Raw genomic sequence first — 21453 nt, 5'->3', positions numbered from 1 at the left:
ATGATACAGCCTTTAGCTTATATACATCCTGAGGCACGGATAGCCCAAAATGTTGTTGTAGAACCTTTTACTACGATCCACAAGGATGTTGTAATAGGAGAGGGTACCTGGATTGGGTCTAATGTGACCATTATGAATGGTGCACGGATAGGAAAAAACTGTAAAATATATCCGGGTGCTGTTATCTCAGGAGAACCGCAGGACCTCAAATTCGAGGGAGAAGTTACGGTGGCTGAAATCGGTGACAACACTACTATCAGAGAGTGTGTGACGATCAACAGAGGTACAAAAGACCGCTATAAAACGGTGATTGGCAAGAATTGTCTGATACAGGCATACAGCCACATTGCACATGATTGTATAATTGGCGACAACTGTATTTTTTCAAATTCAAGTACTCTTGCAGGTCACATTACCATCGGAGATTATGTTGTACTGGCGGGTATGGTCGCCGTACATCAGTTTGTGAAGATTGGTTCGCATGCCTTTGTTTCCGGAGGTTCTTTGGTCCGTAAAGATGTGCCACCGTTTATCAAAGCCGCACGTGAGCCGATTACCTATGCCGGTATTAATTCTGTGGGACTTCGCAGAAGAGGGTTCTCAAACGAACAGATAAATGAGATCCAGGGTATTTACCGTGTTCTCTTTATCCAGAACGGAAATCTTTCCAAGGCGCTGGATATTGTAGAAACAGAATTTAAAGCTACTGAAACCAGAGATGAAATCCTTACGTTCGTTCGTAACTCGAATAGAGGTATTATCAAAGGATTTGGTCAGGGAAGAGCAAGTTTGTAATTGTATAATAAAGTATAAAGTGTTTTGAAGATAACACTGCAAGACATCGGGAGAAGGTATAATCGGGACTGGATTTTCAGGCATATCGATTATACCTTTTCTGTTGGACATAAGTATGCCGTACTCGGCCCTAACGGATCCGGTAAGTCTACTTTACTCAAAGTTCTGTGTGGCAATCTGACCCCTTCTGAGGGTAAGATTATCTATCATCATGAGGAAACAGAAGTTGCTGTAGACCGGATTTTTCATCATTTATCTATTGCGGCTCCTTATATAGAACTGATAGAAGATCTCACTCTTCATGAAATGATAACCTTTCATTTCAAGTTCAAGAATTTTCAAAAAGGATTTGATCAGGATTCCCTGCTGGATTTATTAGGACTCAATGCTTCTATAAATAAAGAGATCCGGTATTTTTCTTCCGGAATGAAACAACGGGTCAAACTGGCATTAGCATGTTGTTCAGATTCGGCACTTGTATTTCTGGATGAACCCACCAGCAATCTGGATGAAAAGGGTGAAGCCTGGTATCTGGAGCTTATAGAAAAAACGATTAGTGATGACCGCCTGCTGATTGTCTGCTCTAATCAGGCAAAAGAATACAGTTTTTGTGATCAGCATATCAGCATCAGCGATTATAAAAATAATATATAACGAAGGCTAAAGCTGCCTGAACGTTGTATACGGTACACATACGTATACTAAAAAGTCCTTTTCGCGATTCAAACTATTTTTCTTGTCCTTAATTTTTATATACAGCAAGAATTTTTGTAGTTTTGTCGTCTTAAAAAAACAAAAGAAGTAACATGGCAAAAGCATCTGACGTAAAAAGTGGAAATGTCCTTCGTTTCAATGGTGAATTAGTTGCTGTTGAAGAATATATACACCGTACTCCGGGAAACTTGCGTGCTTTTTATCAGGCAAGAATGCGTAATGTGAAAACCGGTAAATTGGTTGAATATCGTTTCCGTGTGGATGAATCTGTAGAAATTGCACGTGTAGAAACGAATGATTATCAGTATCTGTATGAGGACGGAGAATTTTATGTCGTAATGGATAACAGTACTTACGAACAATTTAATATTCCGAAATTTTTATTTGGTAATTCGGCACGATTCTTGAAAGAAGGAATGAGTGTAATTGTGGCATTCGAAAGTGATGAAGCAATTATGGCGCAGGCTCCGAAAAGTGTTGAATTAGAAATTACATATACAGAGCCGGCAGTAAAAGGAGATACTTCTACCAATGCTTTGAAAAATGCAACTGTGGAGACAGGAGTAGAGATTAAAGTTCCTCTTTTTATTAATCAGGGAGATAAAGTAAAAGTTGATACACAGAGCGGTGATTATATCGAGCGTGTCAAATAAATAAAGATTTTAGGTTTAGGTTGATTATTCGGTCTTGTTAGCTCCCAGCTGCAAGGCCGTTTTTTTTGAAAGTAACTATTATGACTAAACAGGAATTAAGACAACTTTACCGGTCTGAGCGTCAGCAATTGTCAGTTGACGAACTTCGGACATTTAACCATCAGCTTCTGGCCCACTTAAAGGGGTTCGACTGGTCAAAATGTCAGTATTGTCATGTCTATTTACCTATTGTCCGTAATCAGGAGCCGGATACACTGGCCTTCATAAGCTGGATGCAGGAAGTTTTTCCATCTGTCAGATTGGTGATTTCGCAGAGTCATGCTGAAGACCGTTCGATGTCTCACTATCTCCTGGATAATACGACAACCTATCTGGAAAATAAATGGGGTATTCCTGAGCCTGTCTCAGGCACTCGGGTAGATGAAATGCTACTTGATGTGGTATTAGTTCCTTTACTGATCTGTGATCAAAGCGGAAACAGGGTAGGGTACGGTAAGGGATTCTATGACAGGTTTCTGAAGAAATGCAGACCGGATGTGCAGAAAACAGGACTTTCTTTTTTTGAACCGGTAGAAAAGATATCGGATGTAGATCCGTATGATATCGCTTTGGATTACTGTATTACACCCCGACATGTTATTTATTTTAAGTCTGGAGGGTAAAGTTTACTATAAGTCTTCACGTAATAGCTGGCCGGGACGCCAGCTGATGCAGGGCTGAGTAAAAAAAGAGTGGGCTTTTAAAAGCCCACTCTTTTTTAATATAATATCCTGAACTTGATGGTATTATCTATTTTCTTGAGCTGTTTGATCAGATCCTTTTCATATTCTACATTCAGATCTGTGACAGCATATCCGATTTCACCACGTGTCATCAGAAACTGAGCAACAATATTAATGTTGTTCTCTGCATATATATTATTTATCTGTGCCATTACACCGGGTACATTTTTGTGAATATGCAGCAGACGATGTGCTTTGCTTAATTTCGGCAAAATGAGATTTGGAAAATTACGGCTCTGATCGGTATCCCCGTTATTGATAAAATCGGCCATTCTTCTTGGAATAAATTCCGAGTTCCTTTTTTTACCTTTTTTGTCATCAAATACCACAATTCCTTTTTCATTGCATATATTTTTACTGATATGTCCTCTGATATCTCCCAAAAAGCCTATTGTTTTTAGCTTGTCAGCGCGGCTCAACTGTTCATCAGATACATCTACATCCGGTCCTAAAAGCAACATGCCGACATCTTTGGTGTATTTCTCCTCAAAGCTGTCTTTTATACGGATTGAAAATCCGTCTCTTTTCAGGATATGTGCAGCTATTTCGGGTACATCACCGACAATAAGACATAAGATCCTGTTTTTAGGATATGATATTGCTCTGGGAAGATCATTCACATACAGAAACTCATCAAAACTTGGTGTTACATGGTCTGCTTTTTCAGTAACACTTTGTCTGGCTATATTTTCAGTGAATGCAAAGAATTTTTCAATGAGACCCGATTCTTTCAGCTGAAAATCCGAATAGCCGTCACCGATACCGAAAATACGTCCGTCGATTTTCAATTCCTGCAGTAATTTTACCTTACCGCCTTCATCTGACAGCGGGTTGTTTTCATCATAGCCGATGATATTTCCTTCCTGGTCAAATTTAAACGTGTTAGCGTAGATGTTTTCCTTCTTGATATGGTAAGGGGTGACCACTGGTATAATAAACTCTTTAAAGCCTCCTGAAACGATCCATGCGGTGTCCGAATTCTGGTTGAAAAACTCACGGTTACGGCTAAATGATCTGGAAACTTTCTTCTTAAGATGAGAGACGAGTTTGTCTAGATGGCTTTTGTTGGCTTTCAGCAGTTTGATTCTTCCTGCAAGGCTTTCACGGAAGGAGATTTTACCTTCCATTGCCAGATTGGTATAACCTTCGATCTGTTGGTATATCTTTTCTTGATCAGGATGACCTTCTAGTGATATCCTAGCGAGTTCATCCAAGGCTTCGACTTGCGTAAATGTACTGTCAAAATCAATGATGTAATAGTTTTTCACTGTTTATTCGGTTTTAGTTTGATATGTTGAGGTAATTTCTTTGAGCGTTTCGTCCAGTGGCTTGAAGCTGTATTGAGTAGCTTCAATAATTTTTTTATTGGAATAAGCCAGTTTTGCGGATGACGCCCGGGCAGAATCTTTGGTGATTGCCGGTGGTTTATTATTAAAGTAGGAGACAAATTTTGCTGCCCGCCATGCGATGCTCAGCAGCGTTGGTGATGCTGCTATAGTTGGCTCTGGCTTCTGCATCAGTATGCTGATGCGATCCAGCAGCGCTTTATTTGTCAGGTTTTCCGTGTTGAGAATAAAACGTTCACCGGAGATTTCAGTTTTATTCATCAGAATGATCATCAGTTTTGCGACATCTTCCACATCGACTACTCCCACACTTCCGGTCGGATAGACTTTTAAGCCTTTATCTACCAGAGAAAAAATCGCTCCCGAGCCTTTTTTACCTGCAGTGGCACCTATGATCACAGAAGGATTTACAATGACAGCATCCAGTCCTTCTACTACACCTCTCCATACTTCAAGTTCACTTTCATATTTAGAAAGCGAATATTTGGATATTTTCGAATCATATTCCCATTTGTCCTGCTCGGTTACCGGCTGCCTGGATTTACTTGTGCCCAATGCTGCAATAGAGCTGACATGCACAAGTCTGGCGCTGTGCTGCAGACATAGGTTGACGATATGACGGGTGCCTTCTATATTGACTTTCATCATTTGCGAAGCATCTTTTGGCTGATAAGAAATCATCGCCGCACAATGAAATACATGTGAGATTCCTTCAAAAGCTTCTTCAAGCGCAAAATAGTCGTTAATGTCAGCGTCGACCCACTGAATAAGGGAAGATGATTTTAAGTATTCCGGAATGACAGATTCTGATCTTTTGGTCGCCACCACAGCGACACCTTCGTCGATGAGCTGCTTGATAAGTGTCGATCCTAAAAATCCTGTTCCTCCGGTTACTAATATCACGGTTTAAGGGTGTTGATAAAATAATGTTTTCAAAAGTAAGCTAATAAATGGATATTTGCGAAATACTCCCTACATTGTTTCACACAATTTGTTAAATATTGTAGGTAAAATAACAACTTTATGTCTTTATCCGTATTCTTTTCTCCTGTTTCCGTTAATCAATTCTCTGCGAAAGATGGTTTTTACAAATCTCAGTTTGGAGACAGTATCGTCGCCTTTGAAGAAAGTTTTCCGGAGCTGGAAGGAGATGAAAAGCCTCAATTGGTTATTTTCGGAGTAGAGGAAGAACGTGGAGCGGTGAATAATGCCGGAACTGCTCAGGCTCCGGATGAAGTACGTAAACATCTGTACCAGCTTTATCAGGGTGATTACAAAATAAAGATTGCGGACCTGGGTAATATTAAGGCCGGTAATACCATTCGCGACACCTATTTCGCTGTTAAATCTGTTGTAGAAGAACTGGTGAAAATGGATATAGTTCCCATTATTATCGGTGGAGGGCATGATCTTACTTATGCTCAATATATGGCTTATGAGAATCTGGAACAACGCGTTGAAGTTGCTATAATAGATCCCCGCTTTGATCTGGATCAGGAACAGGTCGAGCACACTCCGCTTAATTCCCAGACTTTTCTGAATCATATTATTCTGCATCAGCCGGATTATCTTTTCAACCTTAATAATATCGCGTACCAAACTTATCTGGTCAGCAAAGAATCCGTCAACATGTATGACAAGTTATTCTTTAATGCTACCCGTGTAGGTGCCATTGCTGGTAAGATGGATCAGTCGGAGCCTTTGATCCGCGCAGCGGATATGGTAAGTTTTGATATCGGTGCTATCCGTTCTTCTGAAGCCTGTGGCAATGCCAATACCAATCCCAATGGTCTCTTTGGTGATGAGGCTTGTCAGTTGGCACGCTATGCAGGGATGTCAGACAAATGCAGTTCTGTAGGGTTTTATGAGTTTAATCCCAAATATGATCCGCGCGAACAGACTGCTATGCTGGTTTCTCAGATGATCTGGTGCTTTGTTGATGGCTATTATAACCGTAAGCAGGATGCGCCTTTAGTACCGAAAGCATCCTATATTATCTACCGTACGACTTTGGAATCTATGGATCACGAGTTGGTATTTGTGAAAAGTAAAAAATCGGATCGTTGGTGGATTCAGGTGCCTTACTTTGGTTCCAAGTCTGTCAACGAGCGATATTATCTGGTTCCTTGCCGGTACGAGGATTATCAGTTGGCCGTATCCGGAGAGATGCCCGATCTGTGGTGGAGGACTCATCAGAAGTTGCAGTAATTCAATTATAAAAATAATATACAAATCGATGGTCTGCAAAGGCCATTTTTTATATCAGGAAATAGTATGGAGTGGATGTTAGTGACGATCATAGCGCTGTTGACAATAGTGCTTGTCGTCTTGTTCTTGAAACGTAAAGAGGGTTCTGGAAAGGAAGATTATGAGCAGTTACGTCGTCAGAAGGATGAAATGGCTTTGGAATTAGCCCGCAGTCAGCAACGGGAAGAAAATCTTATCGGCGAGCGTGCAGACCTGAAAGAAGAACTGGAGAAAGAGCGTGGCGAAAGGCTGAAAAGTGACCGTGCTTTGGAGAGTGCTCATGCCTATTTGCAGGCACAACAGGAGAAGCTGGAAGGGCAGAAGAAAGAGATAGAAGAGACGAAAAAACAATTTAATCTGGAGTTTCAGCATATTGCCAATCAGATTCTCGAAGAGAAGACCCAAAAATTTACAGAGACGAACCATAGCAGTATCACGCTTCTGCTTGATCCGTTGAAAGAGAAGATCAAGACTTTCGAAGAGAAAGTTGAAAAGACTTATCAGCATGAATCTGCGGAAAGAAATGTGCTTAAGGGGGTGGTCGAACAGCTGATGCAGCAGAGTATGCAGATCCGTAACGAAGCCAATAACCTGACAAGGGCCCTGAAAGGAGATAGTAAGAAGCAGGGTAACTGGGGGGAAGTGATCCTGGAGCGGGTGCTGGAACGTTCCGGTCTGCTCAAAGATCAGGAGTTCCGGTTGCAGGCTTCTGTCATTGATGAAGACGGAAAACGCTTGCAGCCGGATGCTATAATCGATCTTCCGGATGATAAACACCTTATTGTAGATGCTAAAATATCACTGGTAGCTTATGAGAAATGGGTGAATGCGGAATCAGAGGAGGAGCAAAAGATATTTGCCAGACAGCATATTCAATCTGTAGAAAATCATGTGCGGGAACTTTCTGCCAAAAATTACCATGAGTTATACCGTATTCAGTCTCCGGATTTTGTACTGCTCTTTATGCCGATAGAATCGGCGTTGAGTATGTCCGTTCGGGAAAAGCCGGATCTGTTTAGTGATGCCTGGGATCGTAAAGTGGTCATTGTGAGTCCGTCGACCTTACTTGCTACACTGCGAACGATAGCCAGTATGTGGAAGCAGGAACGTCAGACCCGGAATGTACTGGAAATAGCACGTGAAGCCGGTGCACTGTATGACAAATTTGTTGGTTTTCTGCAGGATATGCAACAGGTAGAAGGACAATTGCAACGCGCAATGGAACGTCATCAGGAGGCAACAAAAAAATTAGGAACCGGTGCAGGAAATATCATCAGACGGGTCGAGAACCTCAAAGAACTGGGTGCAAAGGCAAATAAACAGATTGACCGGAAGTATCTGGATGAAGAAGAATAGTAAAAGAGAATTTTTTATAAATAGTTATCCCTTTTAGCATATCTTATTACATATAATATGCTAAAGGGGATAGTTTTTAGTAGCCCATTGCCGTATCATCGCCTCGTGGATCTGCTCCTGTCTGGAGTTTTCCGTTAGGCAGTACAATAATATTTTCTACACGTCCTATTCTTCCCCGTGGAGAAATTTTATATCCCTCCTGCTGCAGTTTCTGACGCACGGCAGGTGATATTGCTTCTTTTTCCACGTCGATCTGATCAGGCAGCCATTGGTGATGAAATCGGGAAGAATTTACCGATTCCTGTGCATTCTGGCCAAAATCAATAACATTCAGCAAGGTTTGAAATACCGAAGTAATGATTGTAGATCCGCCGGGTGTGCCGACTACCATATACAATTTACCCTCTTTTTCGACGATAGTGGGTGTCATGGAGCTCAGCATTCTTTTATTGGCCTGTACTGCATTCGCTTTTCCTCCTACCAGACCATAGATATTGGGAACTCCGGGTTTGACCGAAAAATCATCCATCTCATCATTGAGCAGGAATCCGGCTCCTGCTACGAATACACGTGAGCCGTAGGATGCATTGAGGGTAGTTGTAATTGAAACGGCATTTCCGTCTTTGTCAACAATACTGAAATGCGTTGTTTCTTCTGATTCGTAACCTGGAAATTGAGCTGCCCGGACAGCTGAGCTGGGGGTAGCTTTTGACAGATCTACACTTTTCATGCGATTGGTATTGAATACGCTGTCGGTCAGTTCCGCAACCGGAACCTTTATAAAATCAGGGTCGCCCAGATACCGGGCTCTGTCTGCATATATCCGGCGTTCGGCTTCCACCATTACCCTTATGGTAGAGTCAGACTGAAATCCCCATTTTGATAACGGAAATTGTTCCACAGATTGTAACAATGCGACCAGAGCCGGACCTCCACTGGATGGAGGAGGCATACAGATAATCTTATTTCCTCTGTAGTAGCCTGTAACCGGAGTACGCCAGATAGCTTCATAATTCTGGAGATCGGTATGCGTCATTATCCCTTTTCCACGCCCCATTTCTGCCACGATCAGGTCGGCAGTTTTGCCTTTGTAAAATCCGTCACGTCCCAGATCTGATACACGTTGTAATGTTTCTGCGAGATCTTTCTGAACAAAAAGATCTCCCTTTTTCCAGATCTGTTCCTTCAGTATGGGTGCGCCTAACGGGTTATATTTCTGGAAACTACTTTTGTATTCATTGAATTCATTAGCCTGTTTCTCCGTGATACGAAAGCCTTTAGCTGCAAGTTCTATTGCAGGAGCCAGGAGGGCGGACCATTCCAGTTTGCCATATTTTTTATGGGCTTCTGCCATCCCGGCTACAGACCCCGGAACACCAGCTGCCAAATGTCCGTATACACTCAGATCTTCTATTACATTGCCGTTGGCATCCAGGTACATTTTTTCTGTGGCTCTGGCCGGAGCTTTTTCCCGAAAATCCAGGGAATTAGTAGCACCAGTATGATCTCTGTAGACCATAAAACCACCTCCACCGATATTACCTGCATTGGGGTATACCACAGCAAGTGCAAATTGTACAGCGACAGCTGCATCTACGGCATTTCCACCTGCTTTCAGTATAGCTACTCCCACAACGGAAGCAAGAGGGTGTGCGGTCACAACAGCGGCTTTTGAGAATGTATTTGCACGGTAAACCTGTCGTGGAGCATGACATGAGGTTAAGATAAAACCCAGAATAAGGATATGGAGGATTCTTTTTTTCATCCGTTTGATTTGTTATTTAAAAGGTGATGAAGGTTTGGAGCATGTATGTCCTAATTGATTATCTGATCTAAGGTAAGAAATTTTTAAACTGAATAGCTTCCTGAATTTTTTTTCGTATCTGTGGCTTTTATGAAATATTTATTGATAATGCATGCTAAGGATTTCATTATACGCTGCAGGATTATGAATCCAGGGAATATGTCCTGATCTTGTAATCGTAACGAAGGTGGCGGTTGGATAGCGGTTGGATACAAAATCCTTACTGGCTTTGTAAATATCATGTTCACCATATGTAACGGTTATCTTAAAATCAGGATTTATTAATCCGGTTAATAAAGGATACTTTACAATTTCTTTTCGTGTTTTATTAATAGGAGCCGCTTTCAGAAGATCCAGATCTGCATTGACATTTAGACTATCTTTTTGCACAAATTCTTCATTATAGTTAATCATCACCTGTTTGAAAAGACGTTTGTAAGCTTTTTCGCTTCCCAACATTCCAAGCAGACTATTTGTTCCCATCTGTGTCCATTTCCATCTGGAGGTTTTGGATTTGTTGAACAGCAAGACTTCTTTTTCCGTCATTTTCCATTGCTCATTAGTTCCTGAACCCGGACTGCATAAGAACAGGCTTAACAAATTGTCCGGATATTTTTCGGCATAGACCTGTGCATAGAGTCCACCCCAAGAGTGTCCCCATAAATGAAATTTGTCGATTTTATAGAATTGGCGAACAGCTTCTATATCACTCAGATAAGCCTCCATGGTATAATTTTTACTTTTGCAAGGTGATTTTTTTGTTCCCCTTTGGTGAAAAGTTATAATCTGAAAACGTTCATTTAACATATTAATGACCTGAGTTAGATCTCCCGGATAACCAGGACCTCCATGCAATAAAATCAATGTTGGTTTATCAGGATTTGCGTACAGTTCAGAGAATATCTTATCTGTATCATTAGCTACTAAATTTGTATTCATCTGTATATGTTGTGTCGGAGGTTGATTTGAGATTAGTTTTCTTTCCACTGCTTTATTCTTCTTTTTCAGATCTATTACACCACCCAGTCTAAGTTGTACAAATATCGAATTGATTGGATCGGTGAAAATAGAGGGGTTTTTATCGATTCCGTTTTTCCATGCATCATTTTTGTTTAGTGATAAATTATATCCGGTCTTGATACCATAAAATAAACCGGATTGATTAGTCAGCGAAAAATTCAAGGAGGGGACAATAGCTGTGCTACTTTTTGTAAAATAGGTCGATTGATTGTTTTTGATGTCATCTCTTATTATTTTATTATTCAAGGATGCAAGTCCTATAGCTGGTTCAAGGTGCCATTTCCCTGATGGAAAGAGATTGTATCCTATAGAAAGAGAGGAATTGATACCAGAGAGGGTTAATTTGTTCTCTACATTTGATTTTCCTCCATTTAGGAATTGGAATTCTGTTTCTAAAAAGAGATTCCTGAAATAAATACTGCTGCCGGCACCCAAAGCACAGGTATTGATACCTGTGCTTAAGTTTGTATTGAACTGAGAAGCAGAAGTGTTGAACTGTGATCCTGCAATTGCGCTTAATTTTAGCTGTTTCTTACTTTGGCCAAAAACAGTGTTAGTGAGCAGCATGACTAGTGCTAATTTGTACCATTTCATTTTTTGAAGTTTTAGTAAATGATTGATACAAATATCTCTTTGATGAAATATTAAAAAGTTATCATTTGATAAAAGCGTACAAATTACCGGGATAATTCATTTCTTAGTCTGCTAAATGAAACATGGGTGATGCCAATATAGGAGGCTATAATGTTGTGTGCAACTAAATTTTCAATGTTTGGGTATTTTTTTCGTAATGTCAGCAGTCGTTCTTTGGCATTAAAAGAACGAAAAACAACTTCGTTATAGAAATGGTTAGCTAATTCTGTTTCACTGATATGTCGTCCGAAAGCCTGGAATTCTTCCTCGGAGTACCGTAGTTTGTCTAGCGCCTTTACCGGAATAACAGCGATGACAGCATCAGTCAAGGTTTGCAGACTGAATATGTTTCTTCCTTTATTCGTCCGCGCAAAATGAGGCGTAATGACAGATTCAGACATATAAAATCCCGTAGTGACAGTCCCTGTTTTTTCAGAAATATTGTAACGATGGGCGACCCCGGAGAGCAATAAATATTCAGACTGATTTCTCATTCCTTCCAGAAATATGTTTTCGTTTCTTGGCAATTTCACAATTTCTGAGCGCTGTATAAATAACTCTTTTGCACGAGTGGATTGAATCTTGAATTTATGCAGCATGCTGATGAGTTTGTTTTCCATGTCTGAAAAAAAATAATGTGTTATTAATTTACATGTATCGGCTCAGCTTACAATGTAAATGAAATTTACCTAAAGTGCAAAAAATTAATTGACTTACAGGTTGTGAAAAACTCATTTTGTAGTATACAGACATTCAGGCTAAATAGGATGAGAAAATGATCTGACCATTCGAAAATGCATAAACATGCACGCTAAAATTTTCATTCTCTTCAAAGGCTCAGAAATTACCGGCCTTCCTTAATAGTAACTAAACGAAAAGATAACATGTATCCAAAAATTAGTTAATATAAACTTCCTTACTTCGTGACATTGTTAGAATCATAAATTTAGTTTGTATATTTAGTATTACTATACCAATTTAAATTTAAAAGTATTTAAAAACTATGAAAAACGAGCCTAAACCAGCTCTTGACCGATATTGGAATCGGTCAAGGATCGCTGTTGCTTCCAGCACCTGTTTTCTGTTGCTAAGCTTATCATTTCACCCGGAACGAGCCTTTTCAAGCTCCTTTATCACTACTTCTGCATTTGTGCAGACACCTGTGCGGGGAACGGTAGCAGATAAAAGCGGAAATCCGCTTGTTGGTGCAACAGTAACAAACCAAAACAGCAAAAAGTCTGTTCAAACAGACGAAAGTGGAACCTTTTCAATTGATGCTCGTCCGGGAGATGTGCTTAAAGTATCTATCATCGGATTTGACGGACAACAGATTTCTGTAGGAGAGAGCCGTACGGTTACATTTACCCTTGAAGACAACAGTCAGATACTGGAAGATGTGGTCGTCGTGGGGTATGGCAGGCAGAAGAAAGTGAATCTGACAGGAGCTGTCAGTCAGATTGATTCCAAAGTCCTGGAAGACCGCCCGGTCTCCAATGTGACTCAGGCCTTACAGGGTGCTATGCCCAATGTAAATGTCAACTTCTCCAATGGAAGACCCGGAAGTGAAGGGACCGTGAATATCCGGGGATTTGCTTCGATCAACAGCAAGAATGCTTCGCCGCTGATCCTTATTGACGGAGTCCCCGGTAGTATCAATAATATCAATCCGCGTGATGTAGAGACTATTACTGTCCTAAAGGATGCGGCTGCCATATATGGTGCAAGAGGTGCATTCGGGGTGATGCTCATCACCACGAAAAAAGGTAAAGCCGGAAAAATGAGTATTAATTACGGTAACAATTTTGCTTTTTCAGGACTCACCGTAAGTACAGATTTTATAACATCCGGATATGATGCCGCCATTCTGAATGATGAAGCTTTCATCCGGGCGACAGGTAACAGCTACACCGGATATACAGAAGCGGACTATGCAGAATTGCTGAAACGTAAGAATGATCCTTCACTGCCGAGTGTGGTTATTCAGAATCGTAATGGCAAAGATCAGTACGTCTATTATGGAAATACAGACTGGTGGGATTATTTCTATCGGGATGTACAGCCTTCTCAGGAACATGCCCTGACGATGACCGGAGGAACGGATAAAATCGATTTTTATCTGTCCGGAAGATTGTATGAGAAAAAAGGTATTATGCAGTTTAATCAGGATAAGTTCAATTCTTATAATCTGAGAAGTAAGATCGGTGCACAGCTCTCCAAATGGCTGAGAGTAAGTAACAATTCACAGTTGAATTATAAGAATTATACCTTCCCGGGCTGGAACTCAGGAGATAAACCTGAGGAGTCGAATAACAATTTTATTTCGACTACAGTACATGCATTGCCTTCCTATGTTCCGGTCAATCCGGATGGCACGGCAACCTATCGTACCGAGCTGAATAATTATACGGTAGGTGATGGTATTTTTGCCGACCTGTTGTATGGTAAATCACGTGGAGGTAAAAAAGAACATGAGTTTGTCAACCATCTGGAAGGTGTGGCTACCATTATGGATGGTCTTACCGTTACAGGAAATTATACATTCAATTATAACCCTGTTCAGACATTTGTAAGACGTACGCAGGTTCCCTGGTCGATTTTTCCGGGTGTAATTAATTACCTTGGAAATGATCGTTTGACAGAAAGGCAGATTACCTATACCAAACATGCTATTAACCTGTTCGCCAATTACAATAAGACAGTTGGTCAGCACAATTTTGGAGCTGTATTAGGCTACAACAGAGAGCAGCAAAAATGGGATGCTATCGGTGGCGTCGTAGACGGATTGTTGTCAGAAGATCTGAATGATTTTGATCTGGGCTATGGCAATATGCAGACTACCGGCGGAAGCCGTACATGGGCACTGGAAGGATATTTCGGAAGATTCACATATGATTATGCCGGTAAATATCTGTTTGAGATGAATGGCCGATATGATGGTACATCTAAATTCCCAAGTAAGCAGAGATTTGGATTCTTCCCTTCTGTATCTGCAGGGTGGAGAGTAACGGAAGAGTCGTTTGCAGAAAATCTGAAACAGTATGTAAACGAATTCAAACTCCGTGGTTCGTACGGAGAACTGGGGAATGCACAGGAAGCGGATGAATATGGTTACATCTCGTTGATGAACAGTGGCCGGTCCAATTATATCACAGGAGGGGGAAAGACACAATATATATCTGCCCCTACCCCTATATCCAGTAATCTGACCTGGGAGCGTACGAATACGTTGAACTTTGGTACAGACATGGCTTTTCTCAACAGCCGTCTGAATGTGACTTTTGATTATTTTATCCGCAAGACGCTGGATATGCTGATTCCGGGACCAACATTGCCTGCTGTATTCGGAGCGGCTACTCCGAAGATGAATGCAGGAGATCTGGAAAACAGAGGCTGGGAACTTGCTGTAGCCTGGAATGATTCCAGAACATTGGCTGACAAACCCTTTAAATATAATTTTTCAGTAGGTCTGTCTGATTCTAAAGCTAAAATTACCCGTTTTGACAACCCTAAAATGTTGCTGAGTAACTATTACGTAGGGCAGACGCTGGGTGAAATCTGGGGATATCGCGTAGATGGTTTATTTGCTTCTGATGCAGAAGCTGCCAGCTGGAAAATCAATCAGGACTATGTAGATGCTGTTCGTCTGTCTGCTCCGGGAGAGTGGTCTAAGCTCAAAGGCGGGGATGTCAAATTTGTAGATGTAAACGGAGATGGTGTTGTGAATCAGGGGGATAATACGCTTAGCAAACCTGGAGACCAGGTGATCATCGGGAATGATCGGGCCCGTTATACATTTGGTGTAAATCTGGGTGCCAGCTGGAATGGATTTGATGTATCGGCATTCTTTCAGGGAATCGGACGTCAGCATTGGTATCCGGGAGCTAATTCAGATAAATTCTGGGGGCCTTATTCCAGACCTTATTATTCCTTTGTGCCGAAAGACTTTGCAGACGATGTGTGGACTCCTGAAAATCCAAATGCTTACTATCCGCTTATGAGAGGATACATTGCCCTGAATAACAGGGGATCGCTGAATGTGAAAAATGACCGTTATCTGCAGGATCTGGCTTATATCCGGCTGAAAAATCTGACTATTGGCTATAGCCTGAGTGATAAGATGCTGCAACGTGTCAAACTATCAAGAGCAAGAGTATTCGTATCCGGAGAGAATTTCTGGACAGCGACCAAATTGAGATCCGATTATATTGATCCGGAACAGGCAGCGCAGGAAGTAAACGGCAGATCGTACCCGCTTTCCAAAGCATTTTCGTTTGGTATTGACTTAACTTTTTAGGCTTAACATCATGAAACTATATTCATATATTTTAGTTGTTGCAGGATTGATTGCGGTCACTTCCTGTGAAAAAAATTATCTGGATCGCTCTCCGGAGGATAAACTGACTCCGGAAAACTATTTCAGATCAGAAAATGATCTGGCATTATACTGTAATTCGTTTTACAATTCTCTGCCTGATGCAGAAGGCGTGTATAATGAGGATATTGATAACATTGTAAAAAATACCCTGCCGGATCAGGTGACAGGTAAGCGTCAGGTACCGGTGAGTGGTGGTGGCTGGAACTGGGATAATCTGCGGAATATTAATTTCTTTTTAGAGAATTACAACCGGACATTAGCGCCTGAAATAGCGAATAAATACGGAGCAGTAGCCCGCTTCTTCAGAGCCTATTTTTACTTTGATAAAGTCAAGCGGTTTGGAGATGTGCCCTGGTATTCTAAGGCTATCGATCAAAACGATATGGAAGCTTTATTGAAGAAAAGAGATTCCAGAACACTGGTAATGGATTCTATTATAGCGGATCTGGACTTTGCCATAGCGAATCTGAGTACTACCAAATCATCAGAAAAAGTAACCAAATGGACGGCTTTAGCTCTGAAATCCCGTGTAGCATTATTCGAAGGTACTTTCCGTAAATACCACACAGACCTGAATTTGCCGGATTCCAAACGTTTTCTGGAGCTTGCAGCTGCAGCTTCCAGGCAAGTGATGGACGGCAATGTCTACAGCATCTATCAGGGAACAGACAATATGGGTTATCAGCAACTGTTTTCATCTGTCAATGCTATTGACGGTGAGATCATACTGGCCCGTAAGTATAGTGACGGATTGCAGATCTGGCACAATGTCAATTATTATACCATCACGGCTTCCTACGGTAAGCCGGGGCTCAATAAAGATCTTGTCAATACCTATCTGATGCGTGACGGTTCCCGTTTTACCGATAAACCTGGATATGCAACGATGTCCTTCTATCAGGAGACACAGAATCGTGATCCGCGTCTGTCACAGACCATCCGCACACCTGGATATAAGAGAATCGGTGGTACAGCGGTGCAAACACCTAATTTTGGTAATTCGGTGACGGGTTATCAGCTGATCAAATTCGTTGGAGATGTCAGATATGACTCCTATAACCGTTCTGAAAATGATATGCCTTTGTTTCGTTATGCTGAAGTACTTCTAAATTATGCAGAAGCAAAAGCCGAACTGGATGATCTGTCTCAGGCTGATATTGACAGATCTGTCAAATTACTTCGTGACCGCGTGTCTATGCCCAATATGCTGCTTTCAAATGCAACAGCTAATCCTGATGCTTATCTGATGGCACAGTACCCGAACGTAAAGGGAAGCCAGACAGGTGCCGTACTGGAGATCCGTCGCGAAAGAAGAATTGAGCTGGTGATGGAATCTTTCCGCTGGGATGATATTATGCGCTGGAAGGCAGGTCCTGTTCTGACCCGCCAGTTTAAAGGGATGTATTTCCCTTCTACAGGACAGTTTGATCTGGACGGAGACGGCAAGATGGATGTGTGGATATATGAGGGGAATAAGCCTACAGCCTCCGGTATTCAGCTTTTAAAACTGGGAAGTGAGATCATATTGGAAAACGGAACTTCGGGTAATGTAATTGTCAATGCACACATTGCAAAAGTATTTGATGAAAAGAAAGATTACCTCTGGCCGATACCGACTCAGGAGTTGCAACTGAATGAAAATTTGGTTCAGAATCCATTCTGGGAATAGCTATATTTGAATAACCTAAAAGACCGGTTTATAACCAGCCGGTCTTTTTGATACCTTAAATCTATTATGAATACAAGAAGATATTTTCTAAAATCAATGGGCGTTGCTTCGGCAACATTTGCATTATCTGCTCATCAGCAGGCATTCGCACAGACTATACAACAACAGGATTTTGATTTTCGGGTGAGACCTTATCTGCAGGATTTGCAGGGAGATCGGGTGACAGTGATGACCCATATCAATCGTAAGGGCTTTACCTGGCTGGAAGTCAGAGCACAGGGCGAACAACAGTTTCGGAAAGTAGTACAGTCTGAAGACGGACTTATTAATGCCAATACCCTCAGTACGGTGCTGACTATACACGGTCTTCAACCCGGAAAGACATATGAGTATCGGGTATATTCAAAGGAAATCCTCACGTTTGAAGCCTATAAAGTCGTGTATGGCAAAGAGATAAGCAGCCCCTTATATGCATTTAAAACCCCGGATGAGAATAGTCAGGCTACATCCTGTGTGATCTATAATGATGTTCACGGAAGAGCACATTCCTACGGACAGTTGCTGGATAGTGCTGGTAAGCCGGAATTTGATTTTGCCATTCTCAATGGAGATATGTTTGACTACGTTACCAATGAAGAAGACCTTTATGATAAATTGCTTACTCCACTGGGAGAGCGGTTTGCCAGCGAAAAACCGTTTTTTATGCTAAGAGGTAATCATGAAACAAGAGGTGCTTATTCGAGAGATTTTAAAACCTTTTTCAGATATGAGGACAACACGTATTACGGAACATTTCGCAGAGGGCCGGTCTCCTGGCTGATGCTGGATACCGGAGAGGATAAACCGGATACAGCAGAAGTTTATGCCGGCGTAGTGGACTTTGATCAGTATCGTATTGATCAGGCAAAATGGGCTGAAAAAATAATGGCTTCAGATGCATTCAGAAAGAGCACTTTCCGGGTAGTAGTTATGCATATTCCGCCGTTTTATTCCGGGGAATGGCATGGACCAATGGAAGTACAACGTTTATTTGCGCCCTTATTTGATAAATATAAAGTGGATGTCGTGATCAGCGGACATACCCATACTTACGGGTTTCATGAAGCTACGGCCAAGCACTCCTATCCTGTCTTTATAGGTGGCGGACCTAAAGAGGGAAACCGTACACTTATTCATGTTAAGGCGGATAACCGGAAACTGGAAGTAAATATGATTCTGGATAATGGTACCAACGTCGGGACATACAGCAAAACACGCTGATAAAAACTTTTTAAAAGCACAAAACAACGAAGGGATATCTGCATCAGATATCCCTTTTTTTATAGCACAATAATGATTACTGTGTTATTGTTATTTTGGTTTACTAATAACGGATTCCGTTATCTGATATTGTATAGCAGATATGAGGAATCTCAAGGAGTTTAATCGAATTGAATAATTTTTTATATTTTCTTTCTGCCTAATGCTTATTTAGTAAATGTATTAATACGATGTTAGCTGTAGTCTTTTTGTTTTAAATTACTATCTTTACCACATTCTATACTAAGTAGACATATCATCAAACCTTTATTCTAAAGGTTCTTTACAACTGTTATATACAGTTGCGGTTTCCTATTTATATCATTTTATTTTAATTGGGCGTTTTCTACGCAAAACTTAGTATGAGAAAAACTAATTTAATCAGTTCATCTATTGAACGTTTTTATAATAAAGCATCCGAAGAGGACAGACTTTCTAAAGGAATGGGCATCTTCGAATTTGAGAGGATTAAATCCCTCATGGAATTACATTTAAAACCGCAATCTATCATTCTTGATATTGGTGGAGGTACAGGAAAATATTCCGAATGGTTATCAAAATTGCAACATCAGGTTTATTTGGTAGAACCTATTGACAAGCATCTTCATATTGCAAAAGAAAGATCCAGCAAGCTAAAGAATAAGTTTCAGGTTATCAAAGGCGAAGCCCGTAAACTGGAATTTCCGAATAATTTTGCAGATGTGGTTATCTTACATGGACCTCTGTATCATCTACAAAAGGAAGAGGATCGGCTTCTTGTGATAAAAGAAGCAAAAAGAGTTGTAAAAAAGGGCGGAATTATATTGGGCTTCGGGATTAATTTCACAGCTTCTACTTTAGCAGGTTTATTAAACGGACTCATTTACAAATCCTCTTTTCTTGAAATGTGCAAAAGTGAATTATTGACCGGAATCCATAATCCTCCGGATGATTTTCCTTGGTTGTTGGCAGAAGCATTTTATCATAAACCCTCAGAATTTAAAAATGAATTTTTAAAATGTAATTTAAAGATTGAGAAGATATATGCTGTTGAAGGAATTATTTGGCTTGACAGTAATTTCTTTGCTAATATGTTGGATGAAGGAAGAAAGAAAGTGCTGAAAGAGCTTTTGTCAACAACAGAGAATGAAGAATTCTTATTGCCTTTTAGCCCTCATATGATGATTGTAACCACAAAAGAAGTTTAATTTTAGTAAGAAAATGGGTTGTATTCTTCATCAAAGATGGAAAATCTCTAATGGAAAAGTGAATTTTCTATTAATGAAATTTCCGGATAAGTTCAGAATAATCGGATTTGAACCGGCGAATGTGAATGTTAGTAATCTTAGCCATTTTTCAAATGCATTAATTTTTAACTCTCAAAAAAATAATGAGATTTTTGTAATTGATGATTTACCATTAATGTGGAATGTAGATCAAAATATATTATCCGGAACGCCAGATTTTTACTGGAAAGTTTATCAAAAGTTTCAAAATTTCTGGTTGAATAATACGGAAAAGAATGAAATTGCAAATTTTGATAATGATAGAATTTATTATCCAAATAAGTCTCATGGTGTAGATATGGTTAGGGTATCGGGCACGAATAATTACTATGTGCGATTAAAGACCAGGACAACTATTAATGCAAATAATGATTATCAGGATGAGGTTATATTATATCCTATCAAATTAGCGGATATTCCAAAATATAAATTTACAACAGAGTTTCTGGTCAGTATACCGAATACAGACGGCGCACAGATAGGCCCTGCATTTTAAAAAAATCTAAAGCATGGATACATTCGTTTATTATTGTATATTCATGCTTTAGTTTATATAGTCTCAAATGGTGTCGAAAGCGATAAAATCTCTTTATTATGTACTGTTACTACTGCTCTCTCTTACAGTAACCCGTACTGTAGTATCCGCGCAGAACAATATTGATATTTCTGTTTACCCTAAGGTCGATCTGATTAACAGCAACTGGTCTATCGCCGGAAATATGGAAGGTAAGAATCCGAATATTCTTTCAGAGCTGACCTGGAAGGATAATGTGGCGTGGGGTGCAGGGACCCGGTTTTCTGTCATTTTGCATCCGCGAATTAAGCTTACCTTGCAGGCGGAACATAGCTTTATTGTATCCGGTACTGTCCGTGATGTGGATTATTCCGGAGACAACAGAACCCTGGTCGATAGAGATATGACATACGATAGCGGAGAAGGGAATGTGTCTTTTGCTACACTGCAACTCAATTATCTGCTCTGGAGAGGCGGAATAGATGTAGAAGGCTATGTATTTCCTCAATATCAATATACCTCATTAACGATGATTGATCCTACTCTGGATCTCAGAAGTACATATAAAAGTAAGCTGCTGGGAGGCGGTATAGGTCTAAAGTTGGGCAAAGTGATAAATCCAAAATGGAAAATGTCTTTAAGTCCGCAGTTTGCTTTAAATAAGTATACTGCTGTTGCCAATTGGAATCTGAGAGAGGAATTTGCCCACCCGGTGAGTTTTAAACACAAGATTGATGCTCCTCAATGGTCCGGAGTATTTGATGTGACTTACAGCCCTTCGTCTAAATTTTACTTTTTAGCTTCTGCACGATATAATAGTCTGCTAAATGCTAAAAATGGTACAGATCAGTTATTCTACTCAAATGGAGAATCGACACATACCAGATTAAATGAAGTCGGATCTTCTATTGCTACATTTTCTTTAGGTGCCGGCATTTTGCTGAATTAATAAAATAAAAAGGGAGTTGTATACTTACAACT

General features: G+C 40.5%; 17 protein-coding genes. 12 read left to right on the top strand and 5 right to left on the bottom strand.

Annotation, left to right across the window (positions count from 1 at the left end; translation table 11 throughout):
• From lpxA to I6J03_RS06895, 4 genes are all read left to right on the top strand, one after another.
• Positions 1-795 carry an acyl-ACP--UDP-N-acetylglucosamine O-acyltransferase gene (gene lpxA / locus I6J03_RS06910; RefSeq protein ID WP_002997669.1) on the top strand — a complete coding sequence of 265 codons (795 nt, stop codon included), beginning with the start codon at positions 1-3 and terminating at the stop codon, positions 793-795.
• Between the two features lie 24 nt (positions 796-819).
• A complete protein-coding gene (locus I6J03_RS06905) occupies positions 820-1449 on the top strand; it encodes an ABC transporter ATP-binding protein (protein ID WP_003008706.1) in 630 nt (209 codons plus the stop codon).
• A 152-nt stretch (positions 1450-1601) separates the two neighbouring features.
• Positions 1602-2162 carry an elongation factor P gene (efp, locus tag I6J03_RS06900; RefSeq protein ID WP_003008704.1) on the top strand — a complete coding sequence of 187 codons (561 nt, stop codon included), beginning with the start codon at positions 1602-1604 and terminating at the stop codon, positions 2160-2162.
• An 80-nt stretch (positions 2163-2242) separates the two neighbouring features.
• Positions 2243-2824 carry a 5-formyltetrahydrofolate cyclo-ligase gene (locus I6J03_RS06895; RefSeq protein WP_003008701.1) on the top strand — a complete coding sequence of 194 codons (582 nt, stop codon included), beginning with the start codon at positions 2243-2245 and terminating at the stop codon, positions 2822-2824.
• Positions 2825-2919: 95 nt separating this feature from the next.
• Here the strand turns inward: I6J03_RS06895 and I6J03_RS06890 are convergent, their stop codons facing one another.
• Both I6J03_RS06890 and I6J03_RS06885 read right to left on the bottom strand, forming a co-directional pair.
• The gene (locus tag I6J03_RS06890; RefSeq protein ID WP_002997662.1) at positions 2920-4212 is read right to left on the bottom strand and encodes an HAD-IB family phosphatase; all 1293 of its coding nucleotides are present in this window, start codon (positions 4210-4212) and stop codon (positions 2920-2922) included.
• Positions 4213-4215: 3 nt separating this feature from the next.
• Positions 4216-5193: an SDR family NAD(P)-dependent oxidoreductase gene (locus I6J03_RS06885; protein ID WP_003008698.1), complete on the bottom strand. Its 978-nt coding sequence runs from the start codon at positions 5191-5193 to the stop codon at positions 4216-4218.
• Positions 5194-5313: 120 nt separating this feature from the next.
• On the opposite strand from I6J03_RS06885, the gene I6J03_RS06880 reads away from it, so the two are divergent.
• Together I6J03_RS06880 and rmuC are read left to right on the top strand one after the other, a co-directional pair.
• Positions 5314-6498 (top strand): formimidoylglutamase, encoded by a 1185-nt coding sequence (locus I6J03_RS06880; protein ID WP_003008696.1) that lies wholly within the window; start codon positions 5314-5316, stop codon positions 6496-6498.
• Between the two features lie 66 nt (positions 6499-6564).
• Positions 6565-7893 carry a DNA recombination protein RmuC gene (gene rmuC / locus I6J03_RS06875; RefSeq protein WP_003008694.1) on the top strand — a complete coding sequence of 443 codons (1329 nt, stop codon included), beginning with the start codon at positions 6565-6567 and terminating at the stop codon, positions 7891-7893.
• A gap of 76 nt (positions 7894-7969) precedes the next feature.
• Here rmuC and ggt read toward each other — a convergent pair whose 3' ends face one another.
• The 3 genes from ggt to I6J03_RS06860 all read right to left on the bottom strand — a co-directional run bounded on the left by ggt (position 7970) and on the right by I6J03_RS06860 (position 11970).
• On the bottom strand, positions 7970-9658 hold the full coding sequence (ggt, locus tag I6J03_RS06870) for a gamma-glutamyltransferase (RefSeq protein WP_003008692.1): 1689 nt from the start codon (positions 9656-9658) through the stop codon (positions 7970-7972).
• 138 nt (positions 9659-9796) lie between these two features.
• Positions 9797-11311: an alpha/beta fold hydrolase gene (locus I6J03_RS06865; protein ID WP_003008690.1), complete on the bottom strand. Its 1515-nt coding sequence runs from the start codon at positions 11309-11311 to the stop codon at positions 9797-9799.
• Between the two features lie 83 nt (positions 11312-11394).
• Entirely contained in the window at positions 11395-11970 is a 576-nt protein-coding gene (locus I6J03_RS06860) for a Crp/Fnr family transcriptional regulator (RefSeq protein ID WP_003008686.1), read from the bottom strand.
• A gap of 383 nt (positions 11971-12353) precedes the next feature.
• Between I6J03_RS06860 and I6J03_RS06855 the strand changes: the two genes are divergently transcribed.
• The 6 genes from I6J03_RS06855 to I6J03_RS06830 all read left to right on the top strand — a co-directional run bounded on the left by I6J03_RS06855 (position 12354) and on the right by I6J03_RS06830 (position 21421).
• Complete coding sequence (locus tag I6J03_RS06855) at positions 12354-15644, top strand: SusC/RagA family TonB-linked outer membrane protein (RefSeq protein WP_003008683.1); 3291 nt, start codon at positions 12354-12356, stop codon at positions 15642-15644.
• Between the two features lie 10 nt (positions 15645-15654).
• Positions 15655-17394: a RagB/SusD family nutrient uptake outer membrane protein gene (locus I6J03_RS06850; RefSeq protein ID WP_003008681.1), complete on the top strand. Its 1740-nt coding sequence runs from the start codon at positions 15655-15657 to the stop codon at positions 17392-17394.
• A gap of 66 nt (positions 17395-17460) precedes the next feature.
• The gene (locus I6J03_RS06845) at positions 17461-18654 is read left to right on the top strand and encodes a metallophosphoesterase (RefSeq protein WP_232279748.1); all 1194 of its coding nucleotides are present in this window, start codon (positions 17461-17463) and stop codon (positions 18652-18654) included.
• A 401-nt stretch (positions 18655-19055) separates the two neighbouring features.
• Entirely contained in the window at positions 19056-19880 is an 825-nt protein-coding gene (locus I6J03_RS06840; RefSeq protein ID WP_003008678.1) for a class I SAM-dependent methyltransferase, read from the top strand.
• A 73-nt stretch (positions 19881-19953) separates the two neighbouring features.
• The gene (locus I6J03_RS06835) at positions 19954-20454 is read left to right on the top strand and encodes a hypothetical protein (protein ID WP_157600506.1); all 501 of its coding nucleotides are present in this window, start codon (positions 19954-19956) and stop codon (positions 20452-20454) included.
• A 67-nt stretch (positions 20455-20521) separates the two neighbouring features.
• Positions 20522-21421, top strand: coding sequence for a hypothetical protein (locus I6J03_RS06830; RefSeq protein WP_003008674.1), 900 nt, complete (start codon positions 20522-20524; stop codon positions 21419-21421).
• The last annotated feature ends 32 nt before the right edge of the window (positions 21422-21453 follow it).

This window comes from Sphingobacterium spiritivorum (assembly GCF_016724845.1).
Classification (GTDB): domain Bacteria; phylum Bacteroidota; class Bacteroidia; order Sphingobacteriales; family Sphingobacteriaceae; genus Sphingobacterium; species Sphingobacterium spiritivorum_A.
This window is presented reverse-complemented; position numbering and strand designations above follow the sequence as displayed.